Annotated in this window: 22 protein-coding genes and 1 tRNA gene; 15 read left to right on the top strand and 8 right to left on the bottom strand. The window is 49.9% G+C overall.

Translation table 11 applies throughout. The features are described from left to right. Positions 1-139: 139 nt before the first annotated feature. The 10 genes from lnt (at position 140) to Q8L79_RS18495 (ending at position 9,311) form a co-directional block, all read left to right on the top strand. Complete coding sequence (gene lnt / locus Q8L79_RS18450; protein WP_305274160.1) at positions 140-1,708, top strand: apolipoprotein N-acyltransferase; 1,569 nt, start codon at positions 140-142, stop codon at positions 1,706-1,708. A 1,020-nt stretch (positions 1,709-2,728) separates the two neighbouring features. Beyond that, positions 2,729-3,796 carry a site-specific integrase gene (locus Q8L79_RS18455; RefSeq protein WP_305274161.1) on the top strand — a complete coding sequence of 356 codons (1,068 nt, stop codon included), beginning with the start codon at positions 2,729-2,731 and terminating at the stop codon, positions 3,794-3,796. After that, a complete protein-coding gene (locus tag Q8L79_RS18460; protein WP_305274162.1) occupies positions 3,796-4,725 on the top strand; it encodes a hypothetical protein in 930 nt (309 codons plus the stop codon). The genes Q8L79_RS18455 and Q8L79_RS18460 overlap by 1 nt, the downstream gene beginning before the upstream one ends. Positions 4,726-4,864: 139 nt before the next feature. After that, the gene (locus tag Q8L79_RS18465) at positions 4,865-5,080 is read left to right on the top strand and encodes a hypothetical protein (RefSeq protein ID WP_305274163.1); all 216 of its coding nucleotides are present in this window, start codon (positions 4,865-4,867) and stop codon (positions 5,078-5,080) included. Further along, positions 5,081-5,497, top strand: coding sequence for a hypothetical protein (locus Q8L79_RS18470; RefSeq protein ID WP_305274164.1), 417 nt, complete (start codon positions 5,081-5,083; stop codon positions 5,495-5,497). A 26-nt stretch (positions 5,498-5,523) separates the two neighbouring features. Beyond that, positions 5,524-5,823, top strand: a complete 300-nt coding sequence (locus tag Q8L79_RS18475; RefSeq protein WP_305274165.1) for a CHC2 zinc finger domain-containing protein — start codon at positions 5,524-5,526, stop codon at positions 5,821-5,823. Next, on the top strand, positions 5,820-8,006 hold the full coding sequence (locus Q8L79_RS18480) for a YfjI family protein (protein ID WP_305274166.1): 2,187 nt from the start codon (positions 5,820-5,822) through the stop codon (positions 8,004-8,006). The genes Q8L79_RS18475 and Q8L79_RS18480 overlap by 4 nt, the downstream gene beginning before the upstream one ends. Before the next feature lie 123 nt (positions 8,007-8,129). After that, complete coding sequence (locus Q8L79_RS18485) at positions 8,130-8,411, top strand: hypothetical protein (protein ID WP_305274167.1); 282 nt, start codon at positions 8,130-8,132, stop codon at positions 8,409-8,411. Positions 8,412-8,448: 37 nt separating this feature from the next. After that, positions 8,449-8,856: a DUF5681 domain-containing protein gene (locus tag Q8L79_RS18490; protein ID WP_305274168.1), complete on the top strand. Its 408-nt coding sequence runs from the start codon at positions 8,449-8,451 to the stop codon at positions 8,854-8,856. Next, positions 8,853-9,311: a hypothetical protein gene (locus Q8L79_RS18495; protein ID WP_305274169.1), complete on the top strand. Its 459-nt coding sequence runs from the start codon at positions 8,853-8,855 to the stop codon at positions 9,309-9,311. Before Q8L79_RS18490 ends, Q8L79_RS18495 begins: the two co-directional genes overlap by 4 nt. 174 nt (positions 9,312-9,485) lie before the next feature. Here the strand turns inward: Q8L79_RS18495 and Q8L79_RS18500 are convergent. Continuing rightward, positions 9,486-9,572, bottom strand: a tRNA-Leu gene (locus tag Q8L79_RS18500). 95 nt (positions 9,573-9,667) lie between these two features. After that, on the bottom strand, positions 9,668-10,231 hold the full coding sequence (locus Q8L79_RS18505; protein ID WP_305274170.1) for a Slp family lipoprotein: 564 nt from the start codon (positions 10,229-10,231) through the stop codon (positions 9,668-9,670). Positions 10,232-10,388: 157 nt separating this feature from the next. On the opposite strand from Q8L79_RS18505, the gene Q8L79_RS18510 reads away from it, so the two are divergent. From Q8L79_RS18510 to Q8L79_RS18530, 5 genes are all read left to right on the top strand, one after another. Then, positions 10,389-13,640 (top strand): SNF2-related protein, encoded by a 3,252-nt coding sequence (locus Q8L79_RS18510; protein WP_305274171.1) that lies wholly within the window; start codon positions 10,389-10,391, stop codon positions 13,638-13,640. Between the two features lie 125 nt (positions 13,641-13,765). Next, complete coding sequence (gene recQ / locus Q8L79_RS18515) at positions 13,766-15,904, top strand: DNA helicase RecQ (protein WP_305274172.1); 2,139 nt, start codon at positions 13,766-13,768, stop codon at positions 15,902-15,904. Between the two features lie 254 nt (positions 15,905-16,158). After that, a complete protein-coding gene (locus tag Q8L79_RS18520) occupies positions 16,159-16,848 on the top strand; it encodes a TIGR04283 family arsenosugar biosynthesis glycosyltransferase (RefSeq protein ID WP_305274173.1) in 690 nt (229 codons plus the stop codon). Continuing rightward, positions 16,836-17,627: a sterol desaturase family protein gene (locus tag Q8L79_RS18525; protein WP_305274174.1), complete on the top strand. Its 792-nt coding sequence runs from the start codon at positions 16,836-16,838 to the stop codon at positions 17,625-17,627. Before Q8L79_RS18520 ends, Q8L79_RS18525 begins: the two co-directional genes overlap by 13 nt. A 126-nt stretch (positions 17,628-17,753) precedes the next feature. Then, the gene (locus Q8L79_RS18530; protein ID WP_305274175.1) at positions 17,754-18,398 is read left to right on the top strand and encodes a TIGR04282 family arsenosugar biosynthesis glycosyltransferase; all 645 of its coding nucleotides are present in this window, start codon (positions 17,754-17,756) and stop codon (positions 18,396-18,398) included. Positions 18,399-18,600: 202 nt separating this feature from the next. On the opposite strand, the gene Q8L79_RS18535 is transcribed toward Q8L79_RS18530, so the two are convergent. From Q8L79_RS18535 to hflK, 6 genes are all read right to left on the bottom strand, one after another. After that, positions 18,601-20,838, bottom strand: a complete 2,238-nt coding sequence (locus Q8L79_RS18535) for a sensor domain-containing diguanylate cyclase (protein WP_305274176.1) — start codon at positions 20,836-20,838, stop codon at positions 18,601-18,603. After that, entirely contained in the window at positions 20,831-22,000 is a 1,170-nt protein-coding gene (nosP, locus tag Q8L79_RS18540) for a nitric oxide-sensing protein NosP (RefSeq protein WP_305274177.1), read from the bottom strand. The genes Q8L79_RS18535 and nosP overlap by 8 nt, the downstream gene beginning before the upstream one ends. A gap of 377 nt (positions 22,001-22,377) precedes the next feature. Next, entirely contained in the window at positions 22,378-22,809 is a 432-nt protein-coding gene (locus Q8L79_RS18545; RefSeq protein WP_305274178.1) for a hypothetical protein, read from the bottom strand. Between the two features lie 106 nt (positions 22,810-22,915). Then, a complete protein-coding gene (ftsH, locus tag Q8L79_RS18550; RefSeq protein WP_305274179.1) occupies positions 22,916-24,811 on the bottom strand; it encodes an ATP-dependent zinc metalloprotease FtsH in 1,896 nt (631 codons plus the stop codon). 23 nt (positions 24,812-24,834) lie between these two features. Beyond that, positions 24,835-25,695 carry a protease modulator HflC gene (hflC, locus tag Q8L79_RS18555; protein WP_305274180.1) on the bottom strand — a complete coding sequence of 287 codons (861 nt, stop codon included), beginning with the start codon at positions 25,693-25,695 and terminating at the stop codon, positions 24,835-24,837. Next, the gene (gene hflK / locus Q8L79_RS18560) at positions 25,692-26,852 is read right to left on the bottom strand and encodes an FtsH protease activity modulator HflK (protein WP_305274181.1); all 1,161 of its coding nucleotides are present in this window, start codon (positions 26,850-26,852) and stop codon (positions 25,692-25,694) included. Before hflK ends, hflC begins: the two co-directional genes overlap by 4 nt. Positions 26,853-26,857 lie beyond the last annotated feature (5 nt).

The following is a 26,857-nucleotide window of genomic DNA, read 5'->3' on the forward strand; positions in this document are numbered from 1 at the left end:
CAGATTGCCGGAAACACTGATTAGTCACCATGAACAACACGAAGTTTTTGGGCTAGTTCCCAAGCTCAAGCTTCCTATCCTCGCGAAGCCGACGCTTCGCCTCCTGGGTTCCCGCACAATCACACCACGCCCCTATACTATGAACAGCGTTACACCCGGCAACCTTAAGCCCTGGCTACTCCCCATCCTGTCCGGCATCCTGATCGGCACCAGTTACATTCCTTTCCCTCCCTGGGCTTCGCTATTCTGTTTCATTCCTTTATGGATTTTCTGGAATCAGCAAACCCGCTTAAAAAACGTTTTTCTCGGCGGCATGATCACATCGTTCGTCTTCACGCTGATCGGTTTTAACTGGGTCACTTACCTGCTACATGAGTTTGCCCATCTGGACTGGCCTGTAGCAGTCATCGGCATGGTAGTTTATGGTTTGATTGCCCACTTGTTTGTGCCGCTGGCTGGTATATTGTGGTTTTGGGGCCGAAATAAATTCCAATGGTCAAAGCGGCTTTCGCTGGGACTCATGGCGCTAATCACTATTCTTTGCGAAGCCTACTCGCTGACCCTGTTCGACTGGAACTTCGGTTATTCGTGGTATGGCGCAAATATCCCCGTTTACCATTGGGCGGAAATAATCGGCTTTAGCGGACTCAGCGCCGCGACACTGCTTTGCAATCTACCGCTTTATGTGGCTTGGGAAAAGCGCAAACAGAATGCCGGTAAAATCATATTAGCAACTGTCGTTACAGGCTTTATCCTGCTGAATATCGGCGGCCTGTGGCTTAAAAACAGACTGCCGCAACCGGATGCCTCGTTTAAAACACTTTTTATACAAGCCTACATTGAAAACGCAGAAAAGCTGGCCGCAGAACTGGGCAAAGGCTATGGCAAAGAAATATTCAACCGCTATGTCACGCTGACCGATAACGCGCTCAAAGCCCATAAAGACGCCAAAATCGACTTTGCCATGTGGCCTGAAACCGCATTCCCGGCATTATTGGGTGAGCAATTTAATTTCGATACTTACCCCGTAGCCTTAGCGCAGTTTCTCCATGAACGACAGCTGCCGCTTATTACCGGCGCATATAGCGTTGATGAACCATCCCGGCTGATCACCAATTCCCTGTTTGTATTGAACAAGGACGGCGAGATAGTGCCGCCGCATTACAGCAAATCGATCTTGCTGGCCTTCGGCGAATACATACCCGGCGAACAGATTTTCCCCGAAATCCGCAACTGGCTGCCGCCCACCGGCCATTTCGCCAGAGGCCACGGCCCGACCGAGTTACTGCGCTGGAACGACTATAAAATGGGCGCGCAAATATGTTACGAAAGCCTGTTCCCCCGATTCACTCGCTCGCTGGCTGAACTCGGCGCGCAGTTCATCGTCAATGTGACCAACGACTCCTGGTATGGCGCATGGCAGGAACCCTACCAGCACATGTATATGACTTTGGCGCGCGGCGTGGAATTTCGCCGTCCGGTACTGCGCGTCACCAACACCGGCATTTCGACGGTATCGCTGGCGTCGGGAGAAATCCTGGAACGCTCGCCGATACATCAGACCTGGGCAGGCTTATACGAAGTACCTTACCTGAAGAATCCGCCCGCCACCTTCTACCAAAACTGGTTCTGGCTGGTTCCGGGTTTATTGTGGGGGGCGTTGGTTTTGTTGTTAGGGACTGGGGTTGTAAAACGAGTGAAAAATTAATTATTGCGGTTGATTGGTATGATCCAATTTAAACAATATACGTAATACACGGGACGCATGCATTACTAACATCTCCACCCCGGAATGAGCAACGCAGGGCGAATTTTGACTTGCCCGAAAACAGGCTCGCCAAGCAACTTTAAGCCTCAGCTTCGGTTTTCCCCGCAATCATCGGAATGGCATCCAACTCAAAACCACGCTCACCTAGTAGGTAATGCTACCTATTGATTGAAAAAGTTGAACTCTCTATCCTACAGAAAACCATACAAAACCAACTATTTTTTAGGTTTACTTACGCATTAAATTTGCATTTCAACTAAAGCGATTTATTGCGCCATTTTCGGCTTAGACTGAGGGATAAAATGATGCTTAGAAATTTAACAATGGAAGCGTGGCTTCTTTATCTAAAAATCTTAAACGCTGAGCTGATCTCGGACTTCTCAATAAATTGCATGGATAGGCAGTACAGACTAGCGGATCGGGCTTATTACAGATACAGACGGCGGCGAGCTTTAGATGCTTAAATACGACCGACAGGAAAGACGAGACGCTTGTGCTTCTGAAACAGCCTTTTATATGGGGGTTTGTTGCGGCTTTTTTAATTTGAGTAGCCCTGCCAGTGTCTGACAGAAACGACGGGCAATAAAAAAGAGCTTGTCAAATTGACTAAGCCCTTGATTTTTATGGTGCCTCGGGCCGGAGTCGAACCGGCACGTCCTTACGAACGAGGGATTTTAAGTCTCACATAATCAAAAAACCGTAACATTCCACAACAATCAATAATAATTAATTCAATAACTTAATTGATTATCCTTGTTGTCATTTATCCCCATTTATTGCCCATTTTTATAGCCAATTGGGACAAAAATGGGACAAAGATATATAATGAAACCCTAGAAACAAAGCGGCCTCGCAGGTGTACCACCACCAAACAAGGCCTTACCAATAACTTAATTCTGGGTTAAGCAATGGCTGAATACATCATATCAAAAAGCCGGTTGCTATCCTATAGGGGCAATCATGGCACGTATTAAAACCCGCACAGCTACAGACGGAACATTTCGCTATACAGCAGAAGTCCGGCTAAAAGGCTATCCAGCACAAACAGCAACCTTTAAAAGAAAGACTGACGCTAACAAGTGGATTCAAGACACTGAGAGCGCAATAAGAGAGGGGCGGCACTTTAAAACTGTTGAAGCAAAAAAGCACACTTTCGCCGATTTGGTTGATAGATACATTAAGGATGTATTGCCCACTAAACCTAAACAAGCTGTTAGACAAAAAATGCAGCTTGAATGGTGGAGTGAAAAAATGGGCGTTTACCTTCTGTCTGATGTAACCCCGGCGTTAATTGTTCAATATCGCAACGAATTATCAACCGGGATGACCTACAGAGGAACACAGCGAAGCCCGGCCACAGTGGTTCGATATATGGCCGCGTTAAGCCATGCTTTCAGTATTGCCGTGAATGAATGGGAATGGCTGGAAGATTCACCAACCCGAAAAGTTAAAAATCCAACTGAATCGGACGGCCGTGTTCGATTCTTGGATGATGACGAACGCGCCAAACTATTGGCCGCTTGCAAAGAATCTTCAAACCCTTTGCTTTATCCTTGTGTCATTCTGGCGTTATCAACTGGCATGAGACAAGGTGAATTGATGGGGCTTAAATGGCCGGATGTTAATTTAAAGGATAATTATCTAATCCTGCACAAAACCAAGAACGGAACCCGGCGGCGTGTACCGTTAGCCGGGCATGGACTGGAATTACTGCGAGAACACGCCAAGGTAAGGCGACTTGATACCCAACTACTATTCCCCGGCAAAGTTCATGCAGATAAACCCATGCTTCTACGTGGAGCATTTACAGAGGCACTTAAAGCGGCTGAGATTACAGATTTTCACTGGCATGACTTAAGACACTGTACAGCGTCATATCTTGCCATGAATGGCGCGTCACTGGCTGAAATTGCCGAGATTCTAGGACATAAAACCCTGCAAATGGTTAAGCGTTACGCGCATTTATCAGACGGGCATGTTTCAAGCGTGATTGAAAGCATGAACGCTAAAATATTTGGGGGCGTGTGATGGATGGTATTAACTGGGATGACTGGCTAAACCGCGAACAGCTTACCCTTGGTGAGCTTTTGCTTTTGTCATTGGAAGAAGACCCGAATGATAAGGATTTGTCGTTTTTTGATTCTATCGGACTTAACAATGATGAAGCTTACATCAACCGACGGGGCGATGCTGAAAGCTGGATAAGAACCGGAAAATTGCAGGGAAGAAGGGTTAATGATGACGGCTCTATTGAATACTTTCAAATAGACCCTGTTAGATTTTTCGAACTGGCAAAGTCGAATAATTGGGACTTGGCGCAAGAAATAAGTGATTTTTTAGATAAACACCAAAACCTGAAAAACATCACTTGGAGCGGAAGCATACAACCACTTGAGCCGCTCACAGATGAACAAAGGCAGGATTACAACAAGCTGGCGGCTTGGACATGGGTTGATGCTATTTACATTTTGCAGGGCTTCAAACCATGCCCACAGATAAGCACTGAACAGGTGCGTAGCCATTTTATCAACGAATATATGTTTTTTACTGAATCAATCGAGCTTAGAACTATAGGCAAGATAAGACTACGGGCGGGTGAAAAGACATTTATTGATTCACCGGCAAACTGGGAGACTTTCTGGCAAGGTATCAATAAGCCAACTAAAGAACAGCAAACCGAAACCGTGGGTAGTCATGCAATCACAGAGCCGAAGCAAAAAGCATCAACTAAGCTGGAAAAACAACAAGCGGCTATTTTGAAAGTTATTGAAGCCAAGAAATTTAAGCCGATGGCGATACCGGACAATGAAAAAGGAACTATCAAATTAATTTGTGAGTCGGATTATTCAAAATTGTTTGATGCAATCACGGCATTTGATAGGGCATGGAAACTTGGAATCAAGACGCTATGGCAAATGGAAAACCATGAAAGTTATGCAAGGCGAGGCAATAATTAATCGTTAAAACATAGCGTTATAAAAAAACACCCACGAACACCCACGCGCCACCACTTCGAACACCCACACCTTCGATTGATTTAATTGCCACAAGCCGGAGCAAAACGCACCGGCTAACCTTAACAATAGGCAATTAAAAATGACAACACAAACAGCCTGGGCTTATTTAACAGTTACCCAGTTTATACAAAAAAACCCCGCATTTACTACCGGCGGCCTACGCGCTCTTATATTCAATGAACACACAAACGGCCTTGCTAAGTCAGGGGCAGTTGTTCGCATTGGCCGAAAGGTTCTTATAGATGAGTCAAAGTTTTTCACTTGGGTTGAATCACAAAATAAGGCGGTGGCGTAAATGATTACTTCAAAAGTTATCAGAGACAATCGCCGCCACATTACCCGCGCCGATTACAACGACACCAAGCCCCTGTTAAGTTCTGAGTATGTGATATTCCCCAGAATTGGCAGCCTTCAATCTAGGGCATTAAGGCGGCTGTTACCGGCTGGCGTGATGTTGTCACACCGAGAGTTTGATTTTGCATCTCACAGCTACCGTTTAGGCGGCTATATCGACAAGTTGCGGGATAAAGGGTGGACGATTGTAAATCATGATGAAGCGGCATTGACAAAGGATATTGTACGGCGAATTGTAACCTTTACACGCTACGAATTGTTCGCAGCGTTTACGCCGGAACTGGCCGAACGGATTAAAGCGTTTTGCAAAGCGGTGGACGAACTTGAAGCAAGGGCGGCGGCAACCGCCCACACTTAGAACATACAGCAGATAGGGATAGAGTAATGTTTAACAAAAAACTGAATGCTGATTTTATCAAACAACGCTTAAGCCCGTTAGATTTTTACCGGCACGAACTACCCAACGCACCACTAAAACGGCAGGGCTGGAATGATGGGGGCTTATGTTGCTTTCATGGTGACAATAACCCCGGCTCATTCCGTGTAAATCTGACGACAGGGGCTTATAAATGCTTTAGTTGTGGCGAAGCTGGCGGTGATGTTGTCGCTTTCACAATGGCCGTGTATGGGCTTCAATTTGTCGAAGCATTGGCAAAGCTGGCTGACGAGTGGGGGCTTTTATGAATGAAATCCCCCAAAGCTACCACGGCAAACCCTTAATTCATGCTTGGACTTATTGCGCTACGGATGGCGCACCCTTCGGGGTTGTTGGCCGGTATCAGGACGGCAGCGGCAAAAAGGAAATTGTGCCTTTCTTCAAACGCAATGGTGCAACCTGGGCGGCGGGTATCACGTTAAATCCACGGCCTTTATTTGGGCTTGATAAGCTGGCAACACACCCAAGGGACAAGGCTGTTTTTGTCGTCGAGGGTGAAAAGTCGGCGGCGGCCTTGCAGAGTATAGGTATTACAGCCGTTAGTAGTCTTGGAGGCTCTCAGGCGGCAAATCAAGCAGACTGGACACCGTTAAACGGTTATAAGCTGGCCTACCTGTTACCGGATGCAGACGAGCCGGGCGAACATTACATGCAGGACGTTTACCGGGCGTTAATGGCCTTGGATTCACCGCCACAGTGCAAGGTGGTTGTGTTATCCGGCTTGCCTGTTAAAGGTGATGTCGTGGACTGGCTGCAATCCTTCATTAATGATTGGGATGGCTATGCGCCTATTGCTGAAAACTTGCATGAGGCATTAAGGGAAGAACTACGCGCAGAGCTGAAAACCGCCGAGTATGTGCCAAGTGATTGGACTTTAGCGGGTTTAGCTGGTTCATGCTCTAGCGTTTTTGACTGGGAAAAACCGGGAGAAATTGAAACTAAAACGCCACCCGTTCAAGCATTACCACCGGAATTAATCCCCGAACCGTTCCGGCATTGGCTGGCTGACGTGTCCCACCGGATGCAGACACCGCCAGACTTTGCGGCCATATCATCAATTGTCATCGTTGGTTCAATCATTGGCGCCGGGTGTAGTATCAAGCCTAAAAAATTGGATGATTGGGAGATTATCCCTAATGTATGGGGCGCGGCGATTGGACGGCCTTCGGTTGTACTGAAATCCCCAAGCATGAAAGAGCCGATGAGTTTACTTGAACGCTTGCAAGCTGAGTATGGCGAACAGTACGAACAGGACAAGGCCGGGGCTGAATTCGATATGCTGGCAAACAAAGCCATGATTGATGATGTGAAGGTGCAGCTATCCAAAGCGGCAAAGGGCAAGGGCAAAGATGGCGTAGTAAAAGGTGATGACTTGCAGAAGTTAAAAGCTGATTACATGGAGCTATCAGGAAACGCCGAACCCGAACCCACGCGCCGATTATTCAAAACCAATGAAACCAGCATCCAAAGCATGACGGTTTTGCAGAACCAGAACCCGCGCGGCCTGTTGACGTTCCGGGATGAATTAACCGCCTTGCTTGTGAAATGGGACAGGGAGGATGGCGCAGACGAACGCGCCTATTTTCTGGAAGGCTGGAATGGTAACGGTTCTTACACTGACTTCAAGATAGGGCGAGGCCTAACCGAAGCACCGAATGTTTGCATAAGCCTGTTAGGTGGCATACAGCCGGATAAGTTGCGGCGGTATCTATACCAAGCGCAGAACGGCAGTAATGACGGCCTGATGCAACGCTTGCAGCTTGCCGTGTGGCCGGATGAGCCGGAACACTGGCGATTGATTGACACGATACCGAACAAGGCCGAAAAACGCCGAGCCTTCGATATTATGAAGGCATTGGCCAAACTGGATTTTATCGGATGTGGCGCGGTTCAATCCGAGTATGACGACAGGCCTTACTTTCGTTTTGATGAGGCAGGACAGGCGGTATTCAATGAATGGCTAACCAACTTACAAACCGTCAAGATTCAACAGGAAACTAATCCCCTGATGATTGAGCACTTCGGGAAGTTCCGTTCATTGATGCCTTCATTAGCCTTGATATTCCATAGTATCGACATTGCCGACGGTAAAGCGCGGGGCAATGTATCAGCGCAGGCGGCAAGGCTGGCGGTTGAGTGGTGCGGTTATCTGGAATCCCACGCAAGGCGCATTTATGCAATGGCCGAGAGTCCAGAGCATGAAGCGGCGGTAAGGCTGGCCGATAAGATAAAAGCCGGTATTGTGCCCAGTCCATTCACTACCAAAGCCATTTATGACAAAGGCTGGCATGGCTTGAAGGATAAAGAGGAAGTCGAAGCGGCTTGTAATATTCTGATTGAGGAAAACTGGCTAATGATGCAGAGAAAACCGAAACCGCCTACCGGACGGCCACCTTTACCAGAGTATTACATTAATCCCGTTTTTTTGTGAAAACACGCCTACCTTGAACCCGCTAAACCAGCTAAACCCCTTTTTAGGTACTTTAGCGGGTTTAGTGGGTGCGGGGTAAGGACATTTACAAGAAAAAACACTAATTTTAAGGATTACAAAAAAATGAATTTAGAAGAAAAAGCACACGAGTTAATGATGAGTCCAACGCTTGAAAGATTACATCAAATGGCGATAGGTATACCGTTTGACGTAAACAAGCCGGACGAGCTAAAAACAATGTTGGCAACATGCGGCGCTGATGTGATTAACGCACTGGATGACGGGCGTATTCACTTTGACAAAATGGAAGATAAAGCGGCGTTTTACGGATTGCTGACAGTAACCACCGATTATGTAATGGATGGCCGGATTAGGACGGCGTTCACCAAAGCAACGATGAATTAAGCGGTTTTTAACTGAATCCAGCAGATAGAGAGCAGATATGAGAGAGCATTTATTTAAACCGGGCGTGTCCGGTAATCCCAAAGGCAAGCCAAAGGATAAAACCCCGGCAACCTTATTAAGAAAATCCATTGCCGAAGCGATGCCGGATATTATTCTAACCCTGATAGAACAGGCTAAAGCTGGCGATGTGGCGGCGGCAAAGTGCTTGCTTGATAGAGTATGCCCAACGCTTAAACCCCAAGCGATGCCGATATGCTTACCGGTTAATGGTTCATTGGTCGAACAGGGCGGGGAAGTTATACGGGCAACGCTGGCGGGGCAAATACCGCCGGATATAGGCAGCCAGTTAATAACGGCATTATCTAATCAAGGCAAGTTGGTAGAGCTGGAAGAATTAACCGAACGCTTGCAACGAATAGAAAAACAGTTGGAGGCCAGAGAATGAAGCCCGAACAAGTTAATAAACTTTACAACAAGCTAACCCCCCAAGAGCAAGCCGCGCTTTGTTTTGATGCAGCAATACGGCAAGATAAAAACGAGCTGGATAGTATTGTTGCCAGTATTGAGCAGCATACTTATAAATGCTTGGATTACAGATATAGAAAGCGTGTAATGGGTTTGTATATGTTGGGCTTGTTTTACGGTGGCATGTATTGGAAAACCAGAACATTAATGACAGCGGCGGCTTTTGTACCGGACTGCCAGCAGGAAGCGCACCTATTTTTAAATAAGTTATCATCAATGGATGTTGCTTTGATTGCCGTATGTGAGCAAATCAAAGTCGATATAATTGCAGTTAGGACGCTGGCCGGTTGTATTGGTGAGCCTACATTTAATCAATGGGCAGAACCCGAACAGGTGGCAGAATACACCGAGATACTTTTAAGTGTGGTTGATTGATTGCCGGGGTAGGTTGTTACTTTATAATAATGAAGCCGGTTAATTCCGGCTTTTTTGTGCCTGAATTGTTGGCATGTGTTGCGGGTGTTTTTTTGAGAATGGGACAGAATTGGGACAATTTTATTTCAGGCAATAAAAAAGAGCTTGTCAGATTGACTAAGCCCTTGATTTTTATGGTGCCTCGGGCCGGAGTCGAACCGGCACGTCCTTACGAACGAGGGATTTTAAGTCCCTTGCGTCTACCAATTTCGCCACCGAGGCATCGATAACTTTGGTAAGCCGCGTATTATATAGCAACAAAAAAAATAAACTAGACCTATATCCAAAAAAGGTCACGTCTGACTTAAATACAGCATTTAACGGGGACGAAAGGCTGGACGAATGAATGGGCTAGCGGATGGCCAATAGTAGTTCCCCCAGTAATAAGGATAACCGCCATAATAAGGGTTGTAACCATAGCCATAGCCGAAACTATCGTAACGATTGTCGTACACATAAACCGGCCAGCGGTAAATGGTCGTGGCTGAAATCAGCGGTAAGCGCATAACTTTTTTGCCTATCGTGCGTTCAATATCACCTATAAGAGTTCCCGCAACGGTAATTTCGGTGTTTTGGGTGTACACAGCCGGATCGAGAAACTCCGGGCTTTTAAAAACAAATCGCCCTTGATTCGGTTTATCTTTCTGCGGTTCGCCATCGCTGTCCAGGGGATAATACAGCACCTGCACCAGACTGAAGTTTTGTTCATTTTCGACATCAACAATAATACCGCCCCAACGCACCGGCGCATTTTTATAATTGGCAATATTCAGGATTGCCTCAGTATAGGAAATATCATTCAAAGGAGGATTTTTTATCGCGGTCGGCAAAGTCGAGCAAGCGTTCAACAACAAACAGATAGTGAATAAATACCGTTTCATATTTTTCTCCTGCTATTTACAAATTTTCGATCATCATTTTTTAGTCATACTTAACCAGAAAATCTGCAATAAGACTATTGTTAAAGATACCTATTCCTGCAACTGCGCCGGATTGCAGTACAATAAGTCCCCTGTCCAACTGTTCGCCCATGCTCTCATGAATAAACAAAAAAAACTGCTCCGTTCCGATATACGCTACGAATGTGGCGACGCCTTTTACGAGCGTGGACGCAGCTATTTTGAGAGAGGCGCCGTAATTAACCTTACCGTTAAAAGCGAAGGCGCTCTTTTTGTACAGATCAATGCCGCCGTTAAAGGCAGCCATAAAGACCCGTACCGGCAAAATATTCGCATAGTCTGGAGGCCGGACTATAGAGCGGCAGAGATTGAAGGCGACTGTACTTGCCCTGTCGGCTACAACTGTAAGCACGTCGCCGCTGTTTGCCTGATGTATCAAAATTCCAATCAAAGCTTTGCTGCATCGGATACAAAATCCAGTTGTCTGGATTGGCTCGACAGCCTTCATGAACCAGCCCCGAGGCAGCACGATGCCCATCAGGATTTTATCGCTTACATCCTCAAGCCCGGCAATGCAAAACACCAATTCACTATCGACCTGTTAATCACCAAAGAAAAGAAAACCGGAGGATTAAATAAAGGCAGGAAAACAACCTTAAACAATCTTCGTTACAGCTATTCCTACTTCAATTATGTTCAACCGGAAGATCAGGAAATTGCCAAACTGCTGACGGCGCTTAACCCCACGTTTAAAGATGAACCCCTGATTGCCGGCGCCACCGGTTATTTAGCCTTATCCACGTTACTGAAATCAGGTCGGCTGTTCTGGCAGGACGTTGAGCGGGCTCCGTTAATAAAAGGAACCGTACGCGACTTAAAATTTAACTGGCGGACAGCCGATAACGGCGACTATCAATTAGCTGTCGAAATCGATCCGCCCGCGATCCTGTTGCTAACCGATCCGCCGCAATACCTGGACGGCTCTTTGGGTTTGATAGGCGCGCTGAACACTCATAACCTCTCGATCGATCAACTTAAAAACATTCTGGCCGCCCCGCTCATCCCGCCCGAATATGCCGATGAATTCAGCCAACGCCTGATTATTGAACACCCCAGCCTGTCGCTGCCCGCTCCCAAGAAAGTCGAATTAATCGAAGCCGATCAGCTGACGCCTACACCTAAACTTTTGCTGTTCGGCCATCAGCTAACGCCGCAGCAGTACACCCATTTTATCGCAGTAGGTTTCAATTACGGGGATTGGACGCTTTCTGCGATCATCCCCGAAGACTATAGCGTGGTAAGAACCGATCAAGGATTGGTACGGATTAAACGCAACGTAGAAACCGAGCAGTTGGCAATACATCGCCTGACTGATCTCGGCTTTGCCCCTGTCTCTACCGTGCAAATCGGCGCACAAGAACTGTTTTTATATAGCCCGGCCCAAACCAAAATGGAAAGCGCCGCCCGCTGGGGAGACTTTCTCCAAAACACCCTGCTGGAGCTGGAACAAGACGGCTGGATTATCGATATAGATGACAGTTTTCTGCTTAATTTTCAAACCGCCCAGAACTGGGATGCCCAAATCAGCGAAAGCCAGCAGGACTGGTTTGAAATGCGCTTTACCATAGAAGTTGACGGCCAGCCTTTGCCTTTACTGCCGTTGATTATGCCGGTACTGGAAAACTACGATCCGGAAAACCTGCCTGAAATGCTCAGTATTCCCTTGGGCGAGCATAACTACCTGAATTTACCCAGCGACAAAATCAAACCGTTTCTAAACGTGTTGATAGAGCTGTTTAACACCAGCACGATGGGCAAGGACGGCTCGCTGAAACTGTCCCGGTTTAACGCCGCCACGCTGGCCGACATGGAAGAACACAACCACGGCCTATTCAGCATCAGCGGCGGAAAAGAGTTGCGCGAACTGGGGCAAAAGCTCAAAAACTTTACCGGCATTCAGGATGTCGCCCTGCCTGTCAACTTGCAGGCGGAACTGCGGCATTACCAGCAACAGGGGCTCAACTGGCTGCAATTTTTACGGGAATATAAATTCTCCGGCATTCTCGCCGACGACATGGGCCTGGGCAAAACCATACAGACGCTCGCCCACCTGTTGCTCGAAAAACAAAGCGGCCGGATGAACCTGCCCAGCCTGATCATCGCGCCGACCAGCCTGATGAGCAACTGGCGACGGGAAACCGAACGCTTCACCCCCAACTTGAAAATCCTGATCCTACAGGGCACCGAACGCAAGCAGCTATTTTACAAAATCAGGGACTACGACCTGATCCTGACTACCTACCCTTTGCTGTCCCGGGATGAGGAAACGCTGCTGGAGCATGAGTATCATTACCTGATTCTGGACGAAGCCCAAACCGTTAAAAACCCGCTGTCCAAAGCCGCCCAAATGGTGCGTCGTATTAAAGCCAATCACCGGCTTTGTCTGACCGGCACCCCGATGGAAAATCACTTGGGCGAACTTTGGGCGCAATTCGATTTCCTGATGCCGGGCTTTCTGGGCGACATCGCCACCTTTAAAAAACACTACCGCACACCCATTGAAGTGCATGGCGATAGCGAGCAAAGAGCGCGGCTATCACGCCGGGTTGCGCCGTTTATGCTGCGCCGCACCAAGCAGGAGGTCGCCACCGAGTTGCCGCTTAAGACCGAGATTATTCGCTCCGTGCCGCTGTACGAAAAACAGGCCGCTTTATACGAGAGCATCCGTCTGACCATGGAGAAAAAAGTCCGCGATGCGATTGCCCAAAAAGGCCTGTCGCGTAGCCACATCACCATTCTGGATGCCTTGCTCAAACTTCGCCAAACCTGCTGCGACCCGCGCACCCTACCGCTAAAGGAAGCGCAAAAAGTACAACAATCCGCCAAACTCGACCTGTTGATGGAGATATTGCCTGAACAACTGGAAGAAGGTCGCCGAATTTTAGTGTTCTCGCAATTCACCCGCATGATTGCGTTGATTGAAGGTGAGTTGAATGCCCGAAAAATTGGTTATGCCAAACTGACTGGCCAAACCCGCAACCGCGACGAAGCCATAGATCGGTTTAAAAGCGGCGAGGTGAATGTGTTCCTGATCAGCCTGAAAGCGGGCGGCGTCGGCTTAAACCTGACCGAAGCCGATACCGTGATTATTTACGATCCGTGGTGGAACCCGGCCGCAGAAAGCCAGGCCGCAGACCGCGCCCATCGAATAGGCCAGGACAAGCCTGTGTTCGTGTATAAACTCATTACCGAAAATACCGTGGAAGAAAAGATTATCGCGATGCAGGACAAAAAGCGCGCACTGGCCGAAGGGATTTACAAGGGCGGAGCGAAAGAGGAATCGTTGAAGCTGACGGCGGAGGATCTGACGGCCTTGTTTGAGCCGTTGTAAGGCAGTTTTAAGATGCTAAGGCCGACCTTATCCCGACTATTTCGGCGTTGTGCTGCCGGAAACGCCGATTTTCGCTATTGCTCAAACCGACTTATTCCGGCCTACCCAACTGATAAAAAGACGTTATGAACAACAAACCGATTGAAATCCTCAAAACCGTTTTCGGTTACGATAAATTTAGAGGCCAACAGCAGGATGTCATTGAACAGCTGATAGCCGGGCAGGATGCGTTGGTGCTGATGCCGACCGGCGGCGGCAAGTCGCTGTGCTACCAGATTCCGGCATTGATCCGGCCCGGCGTCGGCATCGTGATTTCGCCGTTGATCGCGCTAATGCAGGACCAGGTCAGTGCCTTGCTGCAATTGGGCGTCAAAGCCGCTTTCCTGAACTCAACCTTATCGCTTGAAGAATCCCGGAGAATCGAGCAGCAGTTGCTGAACGGCGAGCTCGATTTGCTGTACATCGCGCCGGAACGATTGACCTCGGCGCGTACCGGCGCGCTGTTCGAGCGCATCAAGATCGCCCTGTTTGCGATTGACGAGGCGCATTGCGTCTCCCAATGGGGCCATGATTTTCGGGTCGATTATCTCCAGCTGTCCCTGCTGCACGAGCGCTTCCCCGACATTCCCCGCATCGCTCTGACCGCAACCGCAGACGATAAAACCCGCGAAGAAATCAAATTACGCCTGAATCTGGAGCAGGCGCAACTTTATCTTAGCGGTTTCGACCGGCCCAACATCCGTTACCGGATTGTGCAAAAACAAAATGCCCGCGATCAGCTGATTGATTTTATTCGCGCCGAACACGCCGGCGATTCCGGGATTGTGTATTGTTTATCGCGTAAAAAAGTCGATGCCACCGCCGAATGGCTCAGAACCAAAGGCGTCAACGCCCTGCCCTATCATGCCGGAATGGATGCCGGTTCACGCGCCAAACACCAACACCAGTTTTTAATGGAAGAGGGTTTGGTGATCGTGGCGACCATCGCGTTCGGCATGGGCATCGACAAGCCCAACGTCCGCTTTGTCGCGCATTTGGATTTGCCCAAAAGCGTTGAAGCCTATTATCAGGAAACCGGCCGGGGCGGGCGCGACGGCTTGCCCGCCGACGCCTGGATGGCTTACGGCTTGCAGGATGTGATCACGCTACGGAAAATGCTGCAAGACTCCAACGCCGATGAAGCGCATAAGCGTATCGAATATCACAAACTCGACGCGATGCTGGCCTTATGCGAACAGGTCCATTGCCGTCGCCAGGCTTTGCTCGGTTATTTCGGCGACCTGCTTGAGCAACCCTGCGGTAACTGCGACACCTGTCTGGAGCCGGTCAAGACCTGGGACGGAACCCTGGCCGCACAAAAAGCGCTGTCCTGTATTCATCGCACCCAGCAACGTTACGGCGTCGGCTATTTGATCGATGTGTTGCGAGGCAAGGCCACTGAGCGGATTGTCAAAGCCGCTCATGACAAGCTTTCGACCTTCGGCATCGGCACGGATATTGAAGAGCAACAATGGCATTCGGTATTTCGTCAGCTGGTCGCGCGGGGCTTGGTTGCTGTCGATTTCGACCGCTTCGGCGCACTGCAATTGACCGAATCCTGTCGGCCTGTTTTACGGGGCGAACAGCAACTGATGCTGCGCAAGGACTTGCAACCCGAAAAAGTTAAGGGTAGCAAGAAAGCAAGCAGGGAGTTTGCTAAAACTGACGATACTTTGCTGTGGAATGCCTTGCGCGCCAAGCGCAAGATGATTGCCGAGGCACAGGATGTGCCGCCCTATGTTATTTTTCATGACGCAACGTTGATGGCGATGCTGGAAGCCAAGCCGACCAACCGTCAGCAAATGGGCTTGCTGTCCGGTATCGGCGTGCGCAAGCTGGAACTATACGCCGATGAATTTCTGGCAGTCATCAGCAAATTTGTCGATATCAACAAAAACGGGCCAATTGGTCTGTCGGATACCATGGCCGAATCGGTAGCCTTATTCCGGTTGGGTTACAGCGTCAAGCAGATCGCCCGGCAACGAGAGCTGCAAGAGACCACCGTTTACGGACATTTGGCCCAGTCCCTGGAACAAGGGATGCTGGTGCTGGCTGATGTGGTTGAACTGCCCGAGCAGGAAATCAGCCGGATAGAAGAAGCTATTATCAACTTGCCCGAAGACCAACGGAACGCGCTTAAGCCGGTTTATGAGCTGTTTGAGGGGCAATACAGTTATGGGGTTTTACGCTGTGTCAGGGCGGCTTTGCAGCATCAAACGGGGTGATTATTAAAAATTCTTTATTCACCACGAGGGCACGAAGGACACGGAGTTTTGTAGCGTCCCCAAGTTCCGGCGTGGGAACGCAGTCCGTGACGCTCCAGCATCGCGTTCGGCAACCTACGCTGGTTCCCAATCTCCAGATTGGGAACCCCAAAGGCGAAGCTCCAGCTTCGCGAAACGGGAAGCTGGAGCTTCCGACACTGAATTCCCAAGCTTGAGCTTGGGAACTAGCGGAGTTAGCGGAATACCCTCATCCAATGAAATTTTCGATCATCATCCCAACCCTGAATGAAGAAAAAACCATAGCCTCGTGTTTGCTGCCGTTGCAGGCGTTACGCAGCAACTGCGAAATCATCATTGTTGACGCCACCAATGACCGGCCGCTTATTGATTACCCCCATGCCCGTTTGGCCGACCAAATCATAAACTCGGCAAAAGGCCGCGCCCTGCAAATGAACATCGGCGCAAGCCATGCAAGCGGCGACATTTTGATCTTCCTCCACGCCGACACCTACCTGCCCGAGCATGCCTTGCAACTGGTCGAACAACACCTCGGCAACAAGCAATGGGGACGTTTCGACATTCAATTAAGTGGCAACCATGTCATGTTGAAAGTCATCGCCTGGATGATGAATTGGCGCTCCCGCCTGACCGGCATTGCCACAGGCGACCAAGTGATTTTTGTCAGGCGGGAAGCGTTTGCAGCGGTGGGACAGTATCCCGAAATCGCCCTGATGGAAGACATCGCCTTGAGCAAGGCGCTACAAAAAATCAGCCCGCCGATGTGTCTTAAAGCAAAAGTCACCAGCTCCGGCCGAAGATGGGAGCGCTATGGGCTCTACAGGACTATACTGCTGATGTGGAGTTTGCGCCTGCGTTACTTCTTTGGCGCTGACCCGCAACTATTGGCCGCACTTTATTCCAGGGGGCAGTTTTGGAAACCATAATTCGTTTATCCGCAGCACTGGGCATTTTCTGCATCATGATTGGCTGGGAATATGTCAGCCCCAGAAGAATCCAGCATATCAGCCGCAAACAGCGCTGGCCGGTCAATCTGGGACTCGCCGCATTCAACATCGCGATCATGCGCTTAAGCCTCGGCGGCATTGCTTATATGAGCGCCGTAGCCGCCATAGATCAAGGTTACGGACTGTTAAACTGGCTGGCCGCGCCGGAATGGCTGTCGATTATCGTAACTTTATTATTTCTTGATTTTGCCATTTACTGCCAGCATATCGTTTCGCATAAATGGCCGCTGCTGTGGCATTTACATCAGGTGCATCATACCGACCTGGAATTCGACGCCACCACCGCCGTGCGCTTTCATCCGCTGGAGATCATGATTTCGATGCTGTACAAGGTGCTGTGCATTGTTTTGATCGGCGCCAATCCATGGGCGGTTATCGCGTTTGAGATTATCCTGAACGGTGCAGCGACCTTTAACCATAGCAACATCAACATCCCACCGGCGATTGATAAAAAATTGCGTTGGCTGCTCATCACCCCGGACATGCACCGCATCCATCACTCGACCATTCCGACAGAAACAGACAGTAATTACGGCTTTTCGATTTCCTGCTGGGACAGGCTGTGCAAAACCTATATTGCCGAGCCCAAGCAACCTCAGACGACCATGGCTATTGGCTTAAAGCCTTTCCGCGAGCCACATGAACTAGGCTTTATGCAGTTATTGCTGCTGCCTTTTAAGGCATTGCGGAAACGGTGATTACGGCCGTTCCCCATAGATAGAGATACCGCCCAAACCAGAAAAACGTCATCCCTGCCGGGATGACGCGTTGCTTAAATACCTACGTATAAAAATGATCCTTCAACCGCCCATACCCGATCAATCATGACTTACAAATACCCCAACTCAGTCCTGATGATTTTCTGCAAGGCCCCGATTCCCGGCCAGGTCAAAACCCGGTTAATCCCGGAATTAACCGCCGAGCAGGCATCCGAACTTCATATCGAACTCAGTATAAAAACACTGCAACGGGCGATCAACAGCCGTTTATGCCCGGTACAACTCTGGTGTTCACCGACAATCGACCATGCTTTTTTTACCGCATCGGCAGCAGCCTATCCGATAAGTCTTCGGCAACAACAAGGGGCCGATCTGGGCGAACGCATGCACCACGCTTTTTGCTCGGCGCTTGCCGACTACTCTCACGCCTTGTTAATGGGCTGCGATTGTCCGTCATTAACCGAACAGGATTTGGAACAAGCGTTAACCGCCTTAAATCAGGACAATGAAGTCGCATTAGCCCCCGCAGAGGACGGCGGCTATGTACTGATCGGACTCAGCCGACCCCACCCGGAACTCTTCGATAACATGCCTTGGGGAACGGCGCGAGTGCTCGACCAAACCCGTAACCGTATCGAACGCTATAAGCTTCGTCATTGCGAACTGAGCGAACAATGGGATTTGGATACGCCGGAGGATTTGGAACGATATCGGGTGCTGGCTCCAAAAGCGGAAACCGCAAGCCTTTGACCGCTCAGAACTCATGTCCACGGGATCGGAATCGAAGACGATGCAGACCTCAATATCATGGACGCGAATGGCAACGTCTGCTTACGGAGGCGGTTCACGTTGCATCCATCCACAGTTTTTTCACTGCCTGAAACAGGAACTTGGTCTCTATCGGCTTTCGACCCATACAGCAAGTCGATCCCCAAGAGCGGATGCCCAGCGTTTAAATCCAGTCATGTTTCCCGTCGTACAAATGATAGCGGCTCTTTCCGGTCTGCTTGGCGACATACATAGCCTGATCGGCTTGGCGCAATAGCGTATCGCCGTCCTCGTTAGCAGGCGTCTGAAAAGTTACGCCTATGCTGGCCGACACCGCAACCTGATGACTACCGAGGACTACCGGCAGAGCGATAATTTCCAGAATGCGGTCGAGAATTTGGCGGCACTCCCGCTCACCGGCAAGATCATTAAACAACACAACGAATTCATCCCCGCCCAGTCGTGCCAAGGTGTCGCCCGTGCGCAACGCTTCTTGCAAGCGGCGGCTGACTTCGACCAGCAGTTGGTCGCCTGCCTCGTGCCCATACCGGTCGTTGACCTGTTTGAAGCCGTCGAGGTCCAGGTAGCAGACGAACAGCATCCTGCCGCTGCGTTGCGCCCGCGCGATGGACTGATCCATACGGTCGGCCAGCAAGCGCCGATTAGGAATGCCGGTGAGCGCATCGTAATAGGCAACTTGGCTCAGCTCGGCCTCATGCGTTTTGAGATAGCTGATGTCGGAAAACACCCCGACATAGCGTCGCACCCTGCCCTCATCGTCGCAGATGGCCGCAATCGAGAGTAGCTCCGCAAAAACCTCGCCAGACTTTTGTCGGTTCCAAATCTCGCCACGCCAAGCCCTTTTCTGCTTCAGGGTTTGCCACATCTCGGCATAAAACGCCTTGTCCTGTCGCCCCGAACTCAGCATCTTGGGGTTCTTGCCGATCACCTCTTCGCGGGCGTAGCCTGTAATCCTGGTGAATGCCGGGTTAACGTTCAAGAAGACATTGTTCGCATCGGTGATCACGATGCCTTCCTGGCTGTTGTCGAACACACCGGCAATGATGCGCAAGTCTTCCACCGCACGCTTGCGTTCGGTGATGTCGCGAAAATACCAGACGCGTCCGTAGTACTTGCCGTCCGCTCCGGCGGCAGGAGCAGAATACCGGTCGATTATTCTGCCATCTTTCAGCGCTATTTCTTCGCGGCTTTTATCGTCCCGGTGCTCGTATAGATAGTGGGCACGGGCGAGAAATAAATCCGGTTCGGCGATTTGTTCAACAATTGTTTGAAGCATTGGCGCATCCAGCCGCTCATTGACCATCTGCGGGGGGATCTGCCACAGGTCGATGAATTGTTGATTATAAGAGATGATGTGCGCGTTTTCATCAACCACCAGAATGGCATCGGGCGAAACCTCCTGCTGGGTTTGCAGGATCGTATTCTTGAGTTTGATTTCCTCCTGCGCCCGCTTATGCTCAGTGATGTCGCGCCAGACGCCAACCAGCAGACGCTTGCCGGAGAGATCCAGCATGCGGGAATTGATCTCGACATCCAGAATGTCTCCGTTCTTGCAGCGGTGCCGGTTCTCTAAAGACGTCCCACCCGATTCCCCCGCCTGCCAAATCGCCGCAACCAGCTCCTCTTCATTCAAGTCGGCCTGAGTGTCGACCAGCCGCAGCCGGAGATATTCTTCATGGGTATAGCCCAACATGCGGCATGCGGCAGGATTGGCCTCGACAAAGTGCAATGTCTCCGGGTCTATCAGTTCGATAGCGTTGGGCGCCTGTTCGAAAATGGCGCGAAACAACTCTTCGCGCTCCACCAGTTGTTGTTCCAGATGCTTGCGCTCGGTGATGTCCTCGGTGATACCCATCAATTTTTCAACGCCGCCATTCTTGTCCTTGATCGGAACAAAACACGACTTATAAATCGGCCCGAGCGGTCCGCTAGCCTTAAACTCGAAGTGGCTGCTTTCCCCTGTATACGCTTGGGCAAGTAATACTCCTATGCGTTCCCGGTCGGCAGCGCCGACTGAATCCAGATATAAATAATCTTGCACCTCGCATTCTTCTTTGAGCCCCAACATGCTCAGCCCCGCCCTGTTCATGGAAACTATTCTGCCGCCTATGTCTATCTCGTGGATGCACATGGGAGAGTTTTCGACCAGCAAGCGGTTGTGGTTTTCGCTTTCACGCAAGGCACGGGTAATTTTCTCGTTTTCCCGCAATGCCGCTTCCAGTTCATCGGTGCGGCGACGTACCAGATCTTCAAGCGTAATTGCAGTCTGAAACAGATTGAAGTCGGACGTATCGATGTTCGCGCTGCTTTCGGCACGATTTATCAATGCCTGAACGACTTTGTTCAAGCGCACGATCTCGGCATGCAATACCTGCTCGTTCATACCCGCTTGATCAGCCATCGCGCGTCTCGGCCTCTATCCCGGAAGCGATGCCAATAGCACAGCCGGTGAAAGTCTGATTGTTGTGTATGCCGCGGAATTGTTCGCCGTAGCTACTGAAACCGATGGTGTTGTTGCGCCGGAAAATCTCCATGACACGGTCTTTCAATCCGTTCTTGGAAACTTCCAGATTGCGCAAAATGCAGTCGCAACCCAAAACCAGTTGAATTGGGCCGATTTTTGTTCGAATTGCGTCGAAACTCTGCTCCAGGTTATTCACTAAATTCACGCCATGCGCCAGTCTGAGCACCAAGCCCGCTTCAATGGCACAATAGAAAGTCAGGCTGCCGTCTGTATTTGCCTTCTGGATAGAACGTACATAATCCGTACCGCCGATTTTTACCACCACGGAGGGAAAGGCAAAATCTTTTGCATTGAATTCGTTAACGTCAACACCGACCAATCGGGCGTACTCTGTGGCAGCGGGTAGTCCATTGATCTCCTTGACAATGCGCTTGGCGGGATCGGCTTCCGTGACCACCAGACGCTCGTCAGTCGAAACAAAATGATGAGTCTTGAATATTTTGAAGGGCAAGTCAGTGTTGACCAGAACCAGTACCGCGCTATCGGTGTGGAAACCGCCATTGCTGTAAACATAAGTTTTGGCAAACTTTTGGTCGTCACCCGCCGATCCGCCAAACAGCGTGATCTTGCCCAATGTATATTGCAACGCATGCGCCACTCGTTCTTCGCGCCCGGACATACCGTCAATCAGCAGCAGTGCGAAGCTATGGTCCGGGCTTGGGTTCGGGGCTTTACTCTCAAACCGCTGTAACAGGGTTTGGGCAAAGTCATGCCCTTTGGTAATATCGAACCGGCTTAATTGATCCAGCAGTCCGCTGACAGCGACGCAACTGGTTTCAGAAAAACTAACGCCGGACAGGCTATGCTGGCAATACCCGGCCGGCCCGATTTCTCCTGCCGTGGTGCAGCCGACTACTTGAATCCCGGCAAACAAGCGGTGCATTTCTGCAGCCAGCAGGTCAAGGTCGTATTCGCTGGAGCAGAAGAAAACCACCAGCTCCGTGCCCTGCTGCGCCACCGCAGCATGAAACTCCTGCACAGCCCGTCTTGCATCGGTAGCGCACGACTGAAACATGCGTATATTATTGTTATTATTCATATTGACTTATAAAACATCTAAATCGTTTGAACTGCAATCGATTTACCACCCGATACTGAAAGAGTATTGTCATCATACGCGGTAACTGCTCAGCCTAAAATAATAGTTTGCTGATTTTTGAAGTCAATATTTACTATTACCCTATGAACATTCAAATTTCTTGCCGCGACGAAATATAAGTAACCGGGCTTTGGCTAAAACATTGACATGGGTTAAGGGACACGGAGGGATTGTCGTCGGAGAGGCAATCAGGCAATGACGCCGGCTATGAGATTGACGACGGAATTAAAGCTGAGCGATGGCGAGTTGCATCGCTCCTATATAAGCGTGTGTGAGGATAATGACATTTCGAAGTAATTTACGACATCCATGATCCGTCAATCAATATCCCGGCACTGATACCCGTTTAAAATCATAATCCCGCCATAAACCAGATTAGACAATCCCAAATACAGAAAAACTCGGCCATAATCTTCATCTATGGGGATCTGGTTAACCATCCCGTAAAATTCAATTGACCCCATAAGCAGCAACCAGAACAGACCTACCGGCACTAATGGACGGTAGTTTTGGGTGTAACTGCAAAAACAGTACGCGGCAAATTGGCTTAACGTTAAATAAATCAGCATCAAGCGCAGGTTACCGGCCAACGGCCCATAAAGCTCGCTGTTATTGTCAAAAATAACGGTACTGCCGGCCGCGGAAATAAGGCTGACAATCAGCAGAAAAATAATAGAGGCATTAAAATTGACTGCCGACAACATGCTTAGCAATTGCAGCGCTTTATGATTTAAGAATTTGGCGATCATAATTATCTCCATAGAAAAAGATGCCCTTCATAAAGACAAGGTTTGAAGGGCATATAGAGGAGGACAGGTTAGTCGGGGCGTCAACCGCCGACTCAATAGGTTTAATTCAAGAAGCCGGAAGTTGCGATACTTCCGGGGTTTTACTGCGGTCGCCTTTATCCAGCGCAATCTCGCTAACCGAGGATTGGTCGGCGTCTGCAACCGGCTCGGGCGGGTCAATCATTCGTCCTTGCATCAACGCATCAATCTGGTATTTGTCCAACGTCTCCCAATCCAGCAAGGCATGCGCCATGTTGTGCAGAATTTCGATATGATCTTTCAGGATTTGCTCGGCGCGTTGATAGTTGGTATCGATGACATGGCGGATTTCCTCGTCGATGACTTGCGCCATTTTCTCGGACATCGGCTTGGCTTGCGGCCCCATATAGCTGCCTTCGCTATCGCCGTAATCCATAGGGCCGAGACGATCAGACAAGCCCCATTTGGTCACCATGTTGCGCGCCAATTGTGTCGCGCGTTCAATGTCGTTGGACGCGCCGGTGGTCACTTTATTTTTGCCGTAAATCAACGCTTCCGCGACCCTGCCGCCAAACAGGCTGGAGATTTGGCCTTCCAGCTTATCTTTATTGGCACTGTATTGATCGCGTTCCGGCAAAAACATGGTGATGCCCAATGCGCCGCCGCGCGGCATGATGCTGACTTTATAAACCGGGTCGTGGTCGGGCACGATCCGGCCGACAATCGCATGACCGGCCTCGTGATAAGCGGTCATCAACAGGTCGTCCCTGCTCATCACCATGGTGCGTTTTTCCGCGCCCATGATCATTTTGTCGCGGGCCTTATCAAGGTTGTTCATGGTCACCTCGCGCTGATTAAGCCGGGCTGCGAACAACGCGCCTTCGTTAATCAGATTAGCCAGCTCGGCGCCTGAAAAGCCCGGCGTGCCGCGCGCCAAATCGTTGATGTTGACGTCATCGGCCAGCGGCACTTTATTGGCATGCACTTTGAGTATTTGTTCGCGGCCCTTGATGTCGGGCAAGCCGACCTGTACCTGGCGGTCGAAGCGGCCCGGTCTCAATAAGGCTTTGTCGAGCACATCGGCGCGGTTGGTTGCGGCGATGACAATAATGCCCTCGTTGCCGCTGAAACCGTCCATTTCAACCAGCAACTGGTTCAGGGTTTGCTCGCGCTCGTCATTACCGCCGCCCGTACTGCCATTGCCGCGATGCCGACCTACCGCATCGATTTCATCGATAAAGATAATGCACGGCGCACGTTTTTTGGCTTCTACAAACATATCCCGCACCCTTGATGCGCCGACGCCGACAAACATTTCCACGAAATCGGAACCAGAGATGGAGAAGAACGGCACCCCGGCTTCACCGGCAATGGCTCTCGCCAGCAGTGTTTTACCAGTGCCCGGCGGACCTACCATTAATACGCCGCGCGGTATCTTGCCGCCCAATACTTCGTATTTGCCGGGATCTTTAAGAAAATCGACCATTTCCACAACATCCTCTTTGGCTTCTTCGACCCCGGCAACATCGGAAAAACGCACCTTGACCTGATCTTCGGCCATCAACTTGGCGCGGCTTTTGCCGAAGCCCATTTGCCCAGCCCCTCCCGTTTGCTTACGCATGAAGTAAACCGCCAAGCCGATCAGCAACAGCATCGGCGCCCAGGAAATCAGGATTTGGGTAAAAGTCGAAGGCACTTGCGACTTTTCCACCTTGATCTTCACGCCATACTCCAACAACTCGTCTATCAGGCGCGGATCGTTGGGATTGTAAGTGGTAAAGCGCTCGCCATTACTGCGTCGGCCTTCTATATTAGTGCCGCTGATCACCACTTCCGAGATACTGCGACTGCGTATGCTCTCAATAAAGTCTGAATAGGCCACCGCGTAGTTTTCCTCATAATCCGGGGCGGTGCGATTGAAAATGCCAAATAACACCACGCCGATCACGCAAATGGCGACGATACGAAAAATATATATTTTCATGTTTTTGCCTCTCCGCTTAACAGTCAATTTTCACGGCTAAAGTATTTGAAAAAATCGGAGTCCGGCTTCAGTACCAACGTATCCTGGGTTTTTTCAAAGGCGGTCTGATAAGCCTGCAAGCTGCGGTAAAAAGCATAAAACTCGGCGTTTTTACCAAAACTTTTCGCATAAATATCAGCGGATTGGGCATCGCCGCGGCCGCGGATATTTTCGCCATCACGGCGGGCATTAGCCAGCATCACCTGTTTTTGCTTGTCGGCCTCGGCACTGATTTGCTCGGCGGTTTCCGCGCCTTGCGAACGAAATTCCCGCGCCACCCGTTCCCGTTCGGCGCGCATCCGCTGATACACCGAATTGCTGACTTCCTGCGGCAAATCGATACGCTTGATGCGAATATCGATCAGTTCAATGCCGAACTTGGCGGCCACCGGCGATAACTTGTTCAGTAAGGTGCGGCGCAGCTCGCTACGGTCTTCGGAGATCAGCTGTTTGATGGTGCGAATGCCGAACTCGCTACGCATCGCGTCCTTCATGATTTGGTCGAGGCGTAAATTGGCTTGATATTCATCGCCGCCGACCGTGGTGTAAAAAAGACCCACATCACCGATTTGCCACGTGGCAAACGAATCAACAATTACATTCTTCTTTTCGGAGGTAAGAAAACGCTCGGACTTAGCGTCCAAGGTCAGCACACGCGCATCAAATGTACTGACATTATTAATGATGGGGGTCTTAACATGGAGTCCCGGTTTAAAGTCTGAAACGACCATTTCACCAAGACGAAACAAAATGGCTTTTTCATGTTCATTGACATAAAAAACCGATAGATAGGCCAGTATTAACAGGCTGAAACTGGCGGGCAACAAAATTTGTGTTCTGCTCATGGTTTGCTCCGGCTGGGACGTAAGGCGTTACCGGCCGATTTTTGGCCGTTATTTTTGTCAATTGCGGCAGGCTCGCCAGTAATTTCCGCTTGCGGCGATTTACTCTCTGCCGCCGGATGCGATGCCGGATTTTGCAAAGGCATATACAGCTGAGGCGCACTTTGACCGGCATCGACAATCACCTTATTGGTACTGCTGAACAGCTTTTCCTTGGCTTCCAGATACAAGCGTTTACGGGTAATGGCCGGGGCTTTTTCATATTCGACCAGCAATTGCTCGAAACGCTCGGTTTCGCCTTTGGCTTTAGCGACTTTTTCCGCCTCGTAGGCTTCCGCTTCCAGTAGCAAGCGAGACGCAGCGCCGCGTGCTTTGGGGATAATCTCGTTGCTGTAAGCTTCGGCTTCATTGATCAGGCGCTGTTTGTCTTCCCGTGCGCGGATCGCGTCTTCAAAAGCGCCCTGCACTTCTTCCGGCGGCTGGGCATCCTGCAGGTTGACGCTGGCAATAATGATTCCGGCCTTGTAATCATCCATTGCGGCCTGAATGTCGCGTTTGATCTGGGCGACAATCTCGCTACGGCCTTCGGTCAATACAAAATCCATGTTGTTAGCGCCGATCACCGCGCGCTCGACGCTTTCGGTGAGCTGCTTCAGCGTTGCTTCGTTGTTCTTGACGTTAAAAAGGTAATCCCTGGCATTATTTATCTGGTATTGCACGGCAAGATGCACATTAACGATGTTTTCATCGGTAGTCAGCATCAACGACTCTTGCGCAATGCTGGTCGCCTTGCTGCCTCGACCGGTATCCCGATAACCGACTTCAATAAAACGTTGCTGCTCGACATTAATAATCGCGACTTTTTCTATCGGCGCGGGCATACGCCAATGCGGCCCCGGCTTGGTCGTTTCGCTGTAGGCACCAAAGCGGGAAACCACCCCGCGATTACCTTCGTCAACAATGTAAACGCCGCTCGCCAGCCAAATCAGCAACAAGCCGCCGCCAACTATTCCGCCCATTTTCGACACTGACAATTGATTTTTATAGCTGATAAAGTAGTCGGCCGATTTCCGGCAAAAGGCTTTCCAGTGTTTTTCAAACTCAAACTTCCAGTCCGGTTGCTGGGTTTGTTTGGTGGTATTGTGTTTTTCTGATGACATAATCA

Origin of the sequence: Methylobacter sp. (assembly GCF_030680395.1) — a bacterium.
In the GTDB taxonomy this organism is placed as follows: Bacteria; Pseudomonadota; Gammaproteobacteria; order Methylococcales; family Methylomonadaceae; genus Methylobacter_A.

Excerpts from the sequence above, each read along its gene's own strand:
- Q8L79_RS18470 (WP_305274164.1), top strand. The coding sequence starts at position 5,081 with ATGATTACTTCAAAAGTTATCAGAGACAATCGCCGCCACATTACCCGC.
- Q8L79_RS18505 (WP_305274170.1), bottom strand. The coding sequence starts at position 10,231 with ATGAAACGGTATTTATTCACTATCTGTTTGTTGTTGAACGCTTGCTCG.
- Q8L79_RS18495 (WP_305274169.1), top strand. The coding sequence starts at position 8,853 with ATGAAGCCCGAACAAGTTAATAAACTTTACAACAAGCTAACCCCCCAA.
- Q8L79_RS18535 (WP_305274176.1), bottom strand. The coding sequence starts at position 20,838 with ATGGCTGATCAAGCGGGTATGAACGAGCAGGTATTGCATGCCGAGATC.
- hflK (WP_305274181.1), bottom strand. The coding sequence starts at position 26,852 with ATGTCATCAGAAAAACACAATACCACCAAACAAACCCAGCAACCGGAC.
- Q8L79_RS18480 (WP_305274166.1), top strand. The coding sequence starts at position 5,820 with ATGAATGAAATCCCCCAAAGCTACCACGGCAAACCCTTAATTCATGCT.
- Q8L79_RS18455 (WP_305274161.1), top strand. The coding sequence starts at position 2,729 with ATGGCACGTATTAAAACCCGCACAGCTACAGACGGAACATTTCGCTAT.
- Q8L79_RS18475 (WP_305274165.1), top strand. The coding sequence starts at position 5,524 with ATGTTTAACAAAAAACTGAATGCTGATTTTATCAAACAACGCTTAAGC.
- Q8L79_RS18460 (WP_305274162.1), top strand. The coding sequence starts at position 3,796 with ATGGATGGTATTAACTGGGATGACTGGCTAAACCGCGAACAGCTTACC.
- Q8L79_RS18545 (WP_305274178.1), bottom strand. The coding sequence starts at position 22,809 with ATGATCGCCAAATTCTTAAATCATAAAGCGCTGCAATTGCTAAGCATG.
- Q8L79_RS18530 (WP_305274175.1), top strand. The coding sequence starts at position 17,754 with ATGACTTACAAATACCCCAACTCAGTCCTGATGATTTTCTGCAAGGCC.
- Q8L79_RS18465 (WP_305274163.1), top strand. The coding sequence starts at position 4,865 with ATGACAACACAAACAGCCTGGGCTTATTTAACAGTTACCCAGTTTATA.
- ftsH (WP_305274179.1), bottom strand. The coding sequence starts at position 24,811 with ATGAAAATATATATTTTTCGTATCGTCGCCATTTGCGTGATCGGCGTG.
- nosP (WP_305274177.1), bottom strand. The coding sequence starts at position 22,000 with ATGAATAATAACAATAATATACGCATGTTTCAGTCGTGCGCTACCGAT.
- Q8L79_RS18485 (WP_305274167.1), top strand. The coding sequence starts at position 8,130 with ATGAATTTAGAAGAAAAAGCACACGAGTTAATGATGAGTCCAACGCTT.
- Q8L79_RS18520 (WP_305274173.1), top strand. The coding sequence starts at position 16,159 with ATGAAATTTTCGATCATCATCCCAACCCTGAATGAAGAAAAAACCATA.
- Q8L79_RS18510 (WP_305274171.1), top strand. The coding sequence starts at position 10,389 with ATGAATAAACAAAAAAAACTGCTCCGTTCCGATATACGCTACGAATGT.
- Q8L79_RS18490 (WP_305274168.1), top strand. The coding sequence starts at position 8,449 with ATGAGAGAGCATTTATTTAAACCGGGCGTGTCCGGTAATCCCAAAGGC.
- lnt (WP_305274160.1), top strand. The coding sequence starts at position 140 with ATGAACAGCGTTACACCCGGCAACCTTAAGCCCTGGCTACTCCCCATC.
- hflC (WP_305274180.1), bottom strand. The coding sequence starts at position 25,695 with ATGAGCAGAACACAAATTTTGTTGCCCGCCAGTTTCAGCCTGTTAATA.
- recQ (WP_305274172.1), top strand. The coding sequence starts at position 13,766 with ATGAACAACAAACCGATTGAAATCCTCAAAACCGTTTTCGGTTACGAT.